Origin of the sequence: Streptomyces sp. NPDC096339 (assembly GCF_044762985.1) — a bacterium.
Taxonomy (GTDB): domain Bacteria; phylum Actinomycetota; class Actinomycetes; order Streptomycetales; family Streptomycetaceae; genus Streptomyces.
In genome coordinates this window covers 489,361-500,796 of sequence record NZ_JBIWFI010000001.1, presented here as the reverse complement: position 1 = coordinate 500,796, position 11,436 = coordinate 489,361, and the positions used below count along the sequence as shown (strand labels likewise).

13 protein-coding genes are annotated in these 11,436 nt (G+C 71.5%); 12 read left to right on the top strand and 1 reads right to left on the bottom strand.

Annotated elements, in window-relative coordinates:
- From ACIQ5Y_RS02390 to ACIQ5Y_RS02335, 12 genes are all read left to right on the top strand, one after another.
- On the top strand, positions 1–265 hold a 265-nt coding region (locus tag ACIQ5Y_RS02390), incomplete at its 5' end, for a hypothetical protein (RefSeq protein ID WP_403874118.1).
- Between the two features lie 16 nt (positions 266–281).
- Positions 282–1,703, top strand: coding sequence for a purine-cytosine permease family protein (locus tag ACIQ5Y_RS02385; protein ID WP_403874117.1), 1,422 nt, complete (start codon positions 282–284; stop codon positions 1,701–1,703).
- On the top strand, positions 1,700–2,215 hold the full coding sequence (locus ACIQ5Y_RS02380; RefSeq protein ID WP_403874115.1) for a nucleoside deaminase: 516 nt from the start codon (positions 1,700–1,702) through the stop codon (positions 2,213–2,215). The genes ACIQ5Y_RS02385 and ACIQ5Y_RS02380 overlap by 4 nt, the downstream gene beginning before the upstream one ends.
- Positions 2,216–2,364: 149 nt before the next feature.
- On the top strand, positions 2,365–3,072 hold the full coding sequence (locus ACIQ5Y_RS02375; protein WP_403874113.1) for a helix-turn-helix transcriptional regulator: 708 nt from the start codon (positions 2,365–2,367) through the stop codon (positions 3,070–3,072).
- Positions 3,073–3,104: 32 nt separating this feature from the next.
- The gene (locus tag ACIQ5Y_RS02370) at positions 3,105–3,650 is read left to right on the top strand and encodes a DUF3291 domain-containing protein (protein ID WP_403874111.1); all 546 of its coding nucleotides are present in this window, start codon (positions 3,105–3,107) and stop codon (positions 3,648–3,650) included.
- Between the two features lie 116 nt (positions 3,651–3,766).
- Positions 3,767–4,363 (top strand): TetR/AcrR family transcriptional regulator, encoded by a 597-nt coding sequence (locus tag ACIQ5Y_RS02365; protein ID WP_403874109.1) that lies wholly within the window; start codon positions 3,767–3,769, stop codon positions 4,361–4,363.
- Positions 4,360–4,923, top strand: coding sequence for a TIGR03086 family metal-binding protein (locus ACIQ5Y_RS02360; protein WP_403874107.1), 564 nt, complete (start codon positions 4,360–4,362; stop codon positions 4,921–4,923). Before ACIQ5Y_RS02365 ends, ACIQ5Y_RS02360 begins: the two co-directional genes overlap by 4 nt.
- Positions 4,924–5,191: 268 nt before the next feature.
- Positions 5,192–6,313 (top strand): nucleotide disphospho-sugar-binding domain-containing protein, encoded by a 1,122-nt coding sequence (locus ACIQ5Y_RS02355; protein WP_403874105.1) that lies wholly within the window; start codon positions 5,192–5,194, stop codon positions 6,311–6,313.
- A 181-nt stretch (positions 6,314–6,494) separates the two neighbouring features.
- Positions 6,495–7,193 (top strand): alpha/beta hydrolase, encoded by a 699-nt coding sequence (locus ACIQ5Y_RS02350; RefSeq protein WP_403874103.1) that lies wholly within the window; start codon positions 6,495–6,497, stop codon positions 7,191–7,193.
- Between the two features lie 194 nt (positions 7,194–7,387).
- Positions 7,388–8,506 carry an LLM class flavin-dependent oxidoreductase gene (locus ACIQ5Y_RS02345; protein WP_403874101.1) on the top strand — a complete coding sequence of 373 codons (1,119 nt, stop codon included), beginning with the start codon at positions 7,388–7,390 and terminating at the stop codon, positions 8,504–8,506.
- Positions 8,503–9,168 (top strand): CE1759 family FMN reductase, encoded by a 666-nt coding sequence (locus tag ACIQ5Y_RS02340; protein ID WP_403874099.1) that lies wholly within the window; start codon positions 8,503–8,505, stop codon positions 9,166–9,168. The genes ACIQ5Y_RS02345 and ACIQ5Y_RS02340 overlap by 4 nt, the downstream gene beginning before the upstream one ends.
- Before the next feature lie 162 nt (positions 9,169–9,330).
- Complete coding sequence (locus ACIQ5Y_RS02335; RefSeq protein WP_403874097.1) at positions 9,331–9,840, top strand: hypothetical protein; 510 nt, start codon at positions 9,331–9,333, stop codon at positions 9,838–9,840.
- 29 nt (positions 9,841–9,869) lie between these two features.
- On the opposite strand, the gene ACIQ5Y_RS02330 is transcribed toward ACIQ5Y_RS02335, so the two are convergent.
- Positions 9,870–11,300, bottom strand: a complete 1,431-nt coding sequence (locus tag ACIQ5Y_RS02330) for an amidohydrolase family protein (protein ID WP_403874095.1) — start codon at positions 11,298–11,300, stop codon at positions 9,870–9,872.
- Positions 11,301–11,436: the final 136 nt, after the last annotated feature.

The window sequence follows — 11,436 nt, the reverse complement described above, 5'->3', positions numbered from 1 at the left end:
CCGCGCATCCGCGCATCCGCGCATCCGCGCATCCGCGCATCCGCGCATCCGCGCATCCGCGCATCCGCGCATCCGCGCATCCGCGCATCCGCGCATCCGCGCATCCATGTATCGCGGTTCCCGCACATCCGTGTATCCGACGATCGTACGAAGCCCCTGCGGATTCCGGCCATGGCTTCCCCGCGTAGACGGTGACGATCCGCTGTCCAACAGGTGTGTACTGCCGTTGCTGCAGCACCCGGCTTTCCCCGATTCCTACGAATGATGGAAGGAGGCTTGGCATGGCTCGGCACAGCACCACCCTCGCGCAGAAGATCAAAGACTCCCTGCGCGCCGCGACCGCCGTCGAGACCTCCGGTGTCGAACCGATACCGGAGGACGGGCGCAGCGGCGGACCGGGCTCCTCGTTCACACTCTGGTTCAGCTCCAACGTCCAGTTCTCCAGCCTCTCCAGCGGCATGCTCGCCACGGCCGCCTTCGGGCTCGGCTGGAGCCAGGCTCTGCTCGCCATCGTCTTGGGCAGCGCCGTCGGCGCCGCCGCCATCGGCGTCATGTCCACCTTCGGGCCGCGCGCCGGTGTCGGGCTGCTCGTGCAGTCCCGTCTCCCGCTCGGCCGCCACGGGGCGGCCGTCCCGGCCGTACTGGTCTTCTTCAAGGCCTGCGCCTGGTTCGCGGTCAACTCGGTCCTCGGTGCCTTCGCGGTGCAGACCCTGCTCGGTACCGGCTTCGCACCCGCGTTCGCGCTGGTCACCGTGGCCCAGGTCGCCATCGCGCTGGTCGGCTACGGCTTCATCCACCTCGTGCAGAAGACCATGGCCGTCGTCCTGCCCCTGCTGTTCATCGGCGTCTCCGTATACGGCTACACCGAGAGCGACCTGGGCTCCGCCTTCGACCCGGCCAAGGCGGGACCGCTCGGCTTCGCCGGAGCGTTCGCGCTGACCGTCGCCATCCAAGCGGCCCGCGCCCTGAGCTTCTCCTCGTACGCCGCCGACTACACCCGCTACATGCCCGCGGACACCCCGCCCGGGCGGCTGTTCGCCTTCGCCTTCACCGGAACCTGGCTCGGCTCGGTGTGGATCGCCAGTCTGGGCGCCGCCATCGGCACGATCGCCTTCATCGGCACCCCCACCGACCTCGTCGACCAGGTCCTGCCCGGCGCACTGGCCACCCTGACCATGCTCGCGCTCGGCCTGTCCACGATCACCTCCAGCTGTCTGGACTGCTATTCGGGAGCCCTGGCCTGGCTCATCGCCGGCGTACGGATGGCCCGCTGGCAGGCCGTCCTCGTCGTCGGGGTGATCGGCGGCGCCATCGGCTGGGCCGCCGGCCAGGGCGACTACTGGAAGTCCTTCGAGAACTTCCTCATCCTCCTCGGCAACTGGATCGCACCCTGGCTGGCGGTGATGCTCGTCCACCGCTTCCCCACCCGCCGGGACGACAACCCCACCGTTCCGCGCTTCGGCACCGGCTTCGCCTCCTGGCTCCTCGGACTGGCCGCGGCCGTCCCCTTCATGAGCCAGCCGGGCGTCTACGTCGGACCGGTCGCCGAGGACCACCCCGCCCTCGGCTCCTGCGCCGCCGCCGTCGCCTTCGCGACGGCCGGTCTCGCCCAGTACGTACTCACCCGCACCCGTCGCCCGGCGGCACCCGCCGCCGGCGACACCACGCACGGCACCCACACCACCAAGGAGATCCCGGTATGACCGCCAACCCCGCCCCCGCTTCCACCGCCACCCCCACCGTGACCGACGCCGACATCGAGCTGCTCCACACCGCGGTCGCCGTCGCCCGCCGCTCCCGCGAGGTCGGCAACCACCCCTTCGGCGCCCTGCTCGCCGGCCCCGACGGCGAGGTCCTGATCGAGGCCCAGAACACCGTCACCACCGACAGCGACGCCACCGGCCACGCCGAGACCAACCTCGTCCGCCTCGCCACCGCGAAGTACGACGCAGCGTTCCTGCGCTCCTGCACCCTCTACACCAGCACCGAGCCCTGCGCGATGTGCTCCGGGGCCATCTACTGGGGCAACATCGGCCGGGTCGTCTACGCCCTCGGAGAGGACGAACTCCTCGCCATGACCGGCGCCAACGACGAGAACCCCACCATGGCCCTGCCCTGCCGCGAGGTCTTCGCGGCCGGTCAGCGCCCCCTGTCGGTCCTCGGGCCCGTGGACGTCGCGGAAGCCCGAGAGGTCCACCACGGCTTCTGGAACTGACACCCCCGTCGTAGCCGCCGCCCCCATACGCCTGCCCGGGAGCGTCAGGGACTCCTGAGCAGGTTCCCCCGCCGGTCGGGCACGTTCACCGTGCCCGACCGGCTTTCGGCGCTTCTATCTCCAACCCGCGTTGTTCCTAGAATGGCCGGATGGAGGACATCGATGTGATCGCGGTGTTGCAGGATCCGGTGCGGCGCCGCCTGTACGAGTACGTGGCCGCGCAGGGGCGTGAGGTCGGCCGCAACGAGGCGGCCGAGGCCGCCGGGGTGGCGCGCACGCTCGCCGCGCACCATCTGGACAAGCTGACCGAGGTCGGCTTGCTGGAAAGCGGCAGCCGCCGCCTGACGGGCCGCTCGGGGCCGGGAGCGGGCCGTCCCGCCAAGGTGTACACGCGGGTGCGGACCGAGCGGTCGGTGTCGCTGCCCGCCCGCGACTACCGCACCGCCGCCGAGCTGCTCGCCGAGGCCGCCGAGCAGGCCGGGCTGGACGCCGGGCTCTGCACGGCCGCGCGCCGCCGGGGTGAGGCCCTGCGCGGCTCGGCGGAACCCTGCGCCGGGCTGGAAGAGGCCATGGAGGTACTGGCGGCGCGCGGCTACGAACCGTACCTGGAGGGCGCCGCGAGCCCGGAAGGCGCTCCCGGCGCCGAGGGGGCCGCCATGGCGGCCGAGCCCGCCATCCGGATGCGCAACTGCCCCTTCCACGCCGTCGCCGAACGCTTCCCGCCGCTCGTCTGCGGCATGAACCTCGCCCTGCTGGAGGGGCTGCTCGGCACCGACGGTCCCGTCCGTGCCCGTATGGACGCCCGGCCGGGGGAGTGCTGCGTGGTGGTGGAGGATTCTAAAAACAACGAACATTGACATAGAAATGGGGGGCGTGCTGGGATGGGGCCATGAGCCCCTCCGCGCATGCCGCCGCCCACCTCGCCCAGCTCAACGTCGCCGCTCTGCGCCACCCCCTCGACGACCCGCGCATCGCGCCGTTCGTCGAGATGCTCGACCCGGTCAACGCCGCCGCCGACGGCGCGCCCGGTTTCGTGTGGCGACTCGTGGGGGAGGGGGAGGCCGACGCCACCGGCCTGCGCCCGGCGGGGGACGACGTCGTCGTCAACCTGTCGGTGTGGGAGAGCCGGGAGGCCCTGTGGGACTTCGCCTACCGCAGCGGGCACCTGGAGGCGATGCGGCGACGCCGCGAATGGTTCGAACGGCACGTCGAGGCCCACCTGGTGCTCTGGTGGGTCCCCGCCGGCCACCTCCCGACGGTCGGCGAAGCCCTGGAGCGGCTGGCGGACCTGCGGGCGCACGGGCCGTCCCCGCGCGCGTTCACCTTCGCCTCCTCGTACGCGCCCGACGAGGCCGCCCCGCACCTTCGGCCGCTGCCGCCCGGGCCGGCGCGGGCCGCCCGGTCGGCGCCGGCCGAGACCTCGCCGACGGTCTGACCGCCGGATCTCGGGGCGATCGGGGCCCCGGCGGGGGCGCGCCCGTCGGACGGCGCATTGCCGGATGGCCGGAAATGCCCTGCCAGAGCGGCACTCTAGAGTCTTACTCTGGCGGCATGTTGGGGTCCGACACGTACGAGCGCATCATCGCCGCGGCCCTGGGCTGCTTCCTCGAGAACGGAGTGCAGAGCACGACGGTCGAGCAGGTCCGGAAGCGGGCCGAAGTCAGCAACGGAAGCTTCTTCCACCACTTCCGAACCAAGCAGGACCTGGCCGAAGCGGTCTACCTCCAAGGACTCGGCCGGCACCAGGCCGAACTGCTGGCCGTCCTGCTCCCAGAGGCGGGTCTGCGAGCCGGTGTCGAAGGCGTGGTGCGTCGTCACCTGACGTGGGTGGAGGAGAATCCGCAGCTCGCAGCGTTCCTGACGGCGCCGCCCGGCTGGCTCGCACCTCGGGACGCTCCCGGGATCACGGCCCGCAGCCGGGAGTTCTTCCACACGGTCGCCCAGTGGCTGCGGGACCGCGGTTGGGCCGGCGAACCCTCCCTGGGCGTGGTCATCGCCGTGTGGATGGGTCCCGCCCACGAGTACACGCGCAGATGGCTGCTCACCGGGACCGAACCGCCCGGCAGCGCGGCGACCGTACTGTCCCGGGCCGCTTGGAACGCCCTGCAACCCCTGTTGCCGACACACGCCTCGGAGGACACACGATGAACCAGACCGTGACCCGCTATCTGCGCGTGCTCACACACCTCGGCGACGTCGTCGATCGCATACCGGCAGTCCGCTGGAACAGCCCCTCCCCCTGCGAAGGTTGGACCTGTTTGCACGTCCTGGGGCACGTCATCGACGGCCAGCGGCAGATCGCATCCCTGCTTTCCGGACAGGGACCGCGCGAGCCGATGCGGGATCCGGCCGGGGCCGTCGCAGGAGAGCCGGCCCAGGCCTGGGCTGCCGAGTTCCGGTCGATGCGGGAGCGGTTGGCCACCACGGACCCGAGCCTCCGAGTCCCCTCGCCCCACGGTGAGGTGACGGCCGAGTGGGTGCTCGCCACCGCCGTCATCGAGCCGCTCGTCCACACCTGGGATCTCGCGCAGGCCGCGGGCATCGCAACGTCCCTCGATGCCGAGGCGGTCGGAGCGTGCCTGACGGCCGTGGCTCCCATGGCGGATCGGTTCGCGGCCACGGGCATGTACGCACCCGCCCTTGCCGCTTCCGCGGACGCGACCCCCGAGGAGCGACTGCTCGCCCTCCTGGGGCGCAAGGCGGGCTGAGGAGGAGGGGGCGAGCGGCAAGCCTCCCGGACCCCGACGACCGCGGCCCGCCGCCGGCGGGACGGCGGCCGCGCCGGAGGCAGTGGTGGAACACGCCGGGGCACCGCCCGCCGCCCCCTCGCCCCGCCGGGCCCCGCCGCGACAGAACGTCCGGTTTTCGATCCTCCTGATGGGAACGAAAGGCTTCTTCCCGCCAGTTCACCGAAAGGAATCGAGGCGCCCCCGGACGCCTCACGCTTGACCGGCAGACCTTTGGCAAGGAGAAACCGTGCGCATACTCTTCACCGGACCGGCCGCGGCCGGCCATCTCTTCCCGATGATCCCGACCGCACAGGCCCTGCGTGCCGCCGGGCACGAGGTGCTGTTCGCGAGCGCTCAGCCGCTGGACCGGCTCCGCGAGGCCGGTTTCCCGATCGTCGAGATAGGTGACGGCCGCACCATCCGGGAGGTGTTCGAGGAGTCCAGTGACGAGGGCGTGAGCTATGTGAACCCCGACCGGACCACGGACGAGATCCTCGACATGGCCGCCCGCGTCTTCGCCCGCGTCTCGCGCTCCACCGTCGACCACCTCCTGGATGTAGCCGGCGGCTGGGGCGCCGACCTGTTGGTCTACGACTCGTTCCAGGCGTCGGCTCCGCTGGTCGCGGCCAAGCTCAAGATCCCGTCGGTGCTCCAGAACTTCGGTGTCACCTCCGGCCTCGACATGGTCCGCCGGTTCGCCGCCAACTTCACCGAGGCGTACGAGACGTACGACGTGGCAGGCCCCGCCGAGCCCGTGCCGCTCAACATCGTGCCCGCCTCGCTCGGCGGCGACCCGAGCGGGCTGCGGATGCGCTACCTCCCCTACAACGGCGGCGGCACCATACCCGCCGAGCTGCTCCGGCCCGGCTCCCGCCCGCGCGTCGTCGTCACGCTGGGCACCGTGCTCACCGAGCTTGACGGCGTCCGGGCCATCGGCCGCCTGATCGAGGCCGCCGCCTCGGCGGACGCCGAGTTCCTGCTCGCCGTCGGCGACGCCGACCTCACCCCCCTCGGCACCCTCCCGGACAACGTCCGCCCGTTGCCCTGGGTCCCGCTCGCCGAGCTGCTGACCGTCTCCGACGCGCTGATCCACCACGGCGGCTCCGGCACCATGCTCACCGCCCTCCAGGCCGGCCTGCCCCAACTCCTGCTTCCCCAGGGCGCCGACCACTTCGCCAACGCCGACGCCCTCACCGCGACCGGCGCCGCCCTGCGCTCCGCATCCGATGACGTCGATTCCCCGCTCCTCACCCGCCTCGTCACCGACCCCGCGCTACGTGAGGCCGCGGCCCGCCTCCGTGCGGAGAACGAGGCCCTGCCCACCCCGGCCGAGACGGTCCCCGCCCTGGAGGCCCTGACCGCCTCCTAGTGCTGTGACCGTCCCTTCGGGAGCCAACCCGACCCGCGGCAGCCCGGCACGGCACCGGGCGGTGCACCGCGCGTCCTCGCGTCCCCACGTCAGCCGCCCGGTGGCGAGCACCCGGGCGGCTGCCTAGCGTGGTCGGCGGAGTGTGACACAGCCCTCCGCCCCCCACGCAGGAAGGCCCCGCATGGCCGACAAGCCCGCCATCGTCCTCGTCCACGGATTCTGGGGCGGCGCCGCCCACTGGTCCAAGGTCATCACCGAACTCCACCGACGCGGCTTCCATGACCTGCACGCCGTCGAGAATCCGCTGACCTCCCTCGCGGACGACGCCGAGCGCACCCGCAAGATGGTCCGCCAGATCGACGGCCCCGTCGTGCTCGTCGGGCACTCGTACGGCGGCGCGGTCATCACCGAGGCGGGGGACCTGCCGAACGTGGAGGCCCTGGTCTACATCGCGGCGTTCGCGCCCGACGCGGGCGAGAGCCCGGGAGGACTCAGCCAGGAGCTGCCTCCGCAGGCGTTCCCCAACATCGCACCCGACTCGGACGGCTACCTGTGGATCAAGCCGGACCTCTTCCGTGAGAGCTTCGCGCAGGACCTGACGCCCGACGAGGCCCTGGTCATGGCCGTGACGCAGAAGGCGCCGCTCGCCTCCACCTTCGGTGACACCGTCACCGCTCCGGCCTGGCGGAAGAAGCCCGCCTGGTACCAGGTGTCCACGGGGGACCGCATGATCCATCCGGACAACGAGCGCCGGATGGCCGAACGGATGAACCCCCGCAAGACGGTCGAACTGGACGCCTCGCACGCTTCTCTCGCCTCACAGCCGGGCCCCGTGGTCGACCTGATCGAAGCGGCCGCGAACGACGTGGCCGGCCGGTAGGACGACCGGGCGCGCCGGGCGACAGGCCCGCCGCGCCCCACCCGCCGACCGAGACGTCCCCGGTCGCCCTCCAGAGGGGCGGCCGGGGATTCGTCATGCCCGCGCCCGTCGCGCGGGCTCCATCGGGAATAGCTCGGGAGCACCTTCCGTTGCGAGGTATAGTTGAATCCTAAACAACCTCGGGAAGGGGAGCCATGCAGTTCGGGATCTTCACGGTCGGAGACGTCACGCCCGATCCGACGACCGGACGCGCGCCCGGCGAGCACGAGCGGATCAAGGCGATCCTCGCCATCGCGCAGAAGGCCGAGGAGGTCGGCCTCGACGTCTTCGCCACCGGCGAGCACCACAACCCGCCGTTCGTCCCCTCCTCGCCGACGACGATGCTCGGCTACATCGCGGCGCGCACCGAGAACCTGATCCTCTCCACGTCGACGACGCTGATCACCACGAACGACCCGGTGAAGATCGCCGAGGACTTCGCGATGCTCCAGCACGTCGCGGACGGCCGCGTCGACGTGATGATGGGCCGCGGCAACACCGGCCCGGTCTACCCCTGGTTCGGCAAGGACATCCGCGACGGCATAGACCTCGCCATCGAGAACTACGCCCTGCTGCGCCGCCTGTGGGACGAGGAAGTCGTCACCTGGAAGGGCAAGTTCCGCACCCCGCTCCAGTCCTTCACCTCGACCCCGCGGCCGCTGGACGGCGTCGCGCCCTTCGTCTGGCACGGCTCCATCCGCTCGCCGGAGATCGCCGAACAGGCCGCGTACTACGGCGACGGCTTCTTCCACAACAACATCTTCTGGCCCGCCTCCCACACCAGGCAGATGGTGAACCTGTATCGCGAGCGCTACGCCCACTACGGCCACGGCACGCCCGAGCAGGCCGTCGTCGGCCTCGGCGGCCAGGTGTTCATGCGGAGGAACTCCCAGGACGCCGTCCGCGAGTTCCGCCCGTACTTCGACAACGCGCCCGTGTACGGCCACGGCCCCTCCCTGGAGGAGTTCACCTCCCAGACCCCGCTGACCGTCGGCTCACCGCAGCAGGTGATCGAACGGACCCTGTCCTTCCGGGACTACGCCGGCGACTACCAGCGACAGCTGTTCCTCATGGACCACGCGGGCTTGCCCCTCAAGACCGTCCTGGAGCAGCTCGACCTGCTCGGCGAAGAGGTCGTACCGGTCCTCCGCAAGGAGTTCGCGAACCTGCGCCCGGCCGGCGTACCGGACGCTCCGACCCACACGGCCCGCGTGGCGCAGGCGGCGCAGTCGGCCGACGCCCAGGAGACCCCGAAGGAGGAGACCCGCGCATGAAGCTCCTCGTCGTATCGGCCGGACTGAGTTCGCCCTCCTCGACCCGTCTGCTCGCCGACCGCCTGGCGGCCGAGACGCTCCGCCACGCCGACGCCGACATCGAAGTGATCGAACTGCGGGACCTGGCCACGGAGATCGCCCAGCACTTCGTCACCGGTTTCCCGCCGGCCCGGTTGGCCGCCGCGCTCGACGCGGTGGCGGCCGCGGACGGCCTGATCGCCGTCACGCCGGTCTTCGCGGCCTCGTACAGCGGCCTGTTCAAGTCCTTCTTCGACCTCATCGACAAGGACGCCCTCACCGGCAAGCCGGTCCTCATCGGCGCGACCGGCGGAACCGCACGGCACTCACTGGTCACCGAACACGCTCTGCGACCGCTGTTCACCTACCTGCGCGCGCTCGTCCTGCCGACCGCCGTGTACGCGGCCTCGGAGGACTGGGGCGACGAAGGGTTGGCGCAGCGCATGGCCCGTGCGGGAGCGGAACTGGCGCGCTTCATGGCGCCGGCCGCGCACGGTACGGCGCCGGACGAGGCGCCCGACGTCGACACCGCCGCCGCCATCGCACCCCGCTCCCTGACGGGCGCGATCACGTCGGTGCATCCGGCGCACGGCTTCGAAGTGGTGCCGTTCGCACAGCGGCTCGCCGCGCTGGCAGCCGACTAGGGTCTGTCCGGCGGGTCATGGCCGGGGACGAGGGCCGCGCACGGGTGCCCCGAGCTCCCGTGCGTGGCCGCCGAGGCCCTCTGGTGGGTGTGCGGAGGGCTGGGGCACCATCTTCCTGCTCGACCCCTCACGGTCAGGTCACCAGCAGGAGGAAAACCCCCGATGAAGATCCGCACGGTCCTCAGCGCACTGGTCCTCTTAATGGGTGTGCTCTTCACCCCCGGCATCGGCATCCTCGGCGGGGCCACGGAAGCCCACGCCGCCACCAAGATCAGCCACTCGACCGCGACTTCGATGTTCCGCGGCTCCGGCATCACCTGGTCCTCGTCGGGTGGTTGTTCCGACCGCTACAACTCGACCTGTACCTCCTTCGAGCAGCTCAACCTCGCCACCGCGCAGGGCGCCCAGACGCTCAAGAGCGCCAGCGGCTGCGCGCTGAACATCACCGGGGGCACCGAGACCGGGCACGCGAGCGGCACGTACTCGCACTGGAACGGCTACAAGCTGGACTTCGCCAAGTACACCTGTCTCGGCACCTACATCAAGAACACCTTCGCCTACATCGGGCTGCGTGGCGACGGAGCTCCGCAGTGGAAGTCCGGCGCCGGCAACGTCTACGCCGACGAGGGCAGTCACTGGGACGTGACGTACTACAACTGCGGCGGCTGCTGACGGGGTCGCCAGCCGGGCCGGTCAGCCGGTCAGCCGGCCGCGCGGAGGCGGGTGGCGGCCGCCTCCGCCTCCCGTACGACACGGTCGGTGTCGACGTCGACCAGGCGGCCGCCGAGCTTCAGGGCACGCCCGTCGACGAACACGGCGTCGATGTTCTCGGGCCGCCCGTTGAAGACGATCTGGCCCACCCAGTCGAAGCGCGGTGCGAAGTTCAGGGCGGCCGGGTTGATGACCACGAGGTCGGCCCGTTTCCCGGGGGTCAGGGAGCCCACCCGGTCGGCGAGGCCGAGTACCTCGGCGCCGCCCAGCGTGGCCATCCGCAGGACGTCCTCGACCTGCGGGAAGACATCGGCCTCGGTCGCACGGGCGCGCTGCAGGCCGATCGCCGTCTTCATGAGGGCGTAGAAGTCGGAGCTGTCGTTCGTGCCGCCGTCGAGGCCGAGCCCGACCTTGACGCCCCGCCGCCCGAGCTCGCCCAGCCGCATGATCCCGGAGGCCAGCCGCATGTTGCTGAGCGGGCAGTGGGCCGCGCGTACGTCGTGCTCGGCGACGGCGGCGATCTCGGCGTCCGTCAGGTGGATCGCGTGGTTGATCATGAGGCGGGGCCCCAGCGCCCCGATGTCGGTCAGGACCCCGATGGGGTCGTCGGCGCGCTGCTCCGGGCGTTCCAGGACGTGGGAGTTGAGCATGACCCCGAGCTCCTGGGCGGCCTCCCAGTGGGCGCGGTTGTGGTCCTGCGCCGCCCGCGCCGCATGGGTCGCGACCTGGAAGGAAGCGAGCGGCACCGGATCCACGAGTTCCTTCTTCACCCTCCCGACCAGCACCCCGTCGGGCGCTGGCGGGTACATCGCGTACGTGAACCGCACCCCGGTGTCGGCCAGCGCCCGTACGTAGCTCTCGATGAGGTCGTACGAGAAGATGTCCACCCAGTCCACCAGCGTCGTCACACCCGACTGCACGGCGTCCAGGGCGGCGAGCCGTACGAAGCTGTGGAGGGCCGCGGGCGTCAGACGGCCGCGCTGCGGGTCGGTACATCGCTGGAACCAGCCGAAGAGGTCCCGGTCGGCGCATCCGCCCCGGATCACCGCCTGCCAGAGATGGTTGTGGGTGTCGACGAACCCCGGCATGACCAGCTTGCCCGAGGCGTCCAGCACCCAGGCGCCGGGCGGCGTGCCCAGTGCCCTGCCGACGGCGGCGATGGCGCCGTTCCGCATCAGGACGTCGGCGTTCTCGAGGGCGCCGAGGGGGCCGGCGCCGATGGTGGGGTCCATGGTGAGCACCAGGGAGGCCCCGCGGAGCAGGACCGTCCCGCCGCCCGGAGCGGGCCGCGGGGAAGGGCGGTCGCGCGGTGCGGCGCCCGGGGCGACGCCGAGGACGAGTGGGGCGGCGGCGGCCAGGCCGAGGCCGGCGAGGAGATCCCGGCGGCTGGGTGCCGACGGGGGAGTGGGGAGTTCGTGCATGGCGTGTTACCTCCCGAAGGCTGAGAACGGAAGGCCCGCCCGGGCGGAACGCTGAGACGGAGCGTCGAGCGGAGGCGGGAGATTACACGCAGCATGCCCAGCGAACGACCATTCGATAGATGTCAGCGGAAAACTC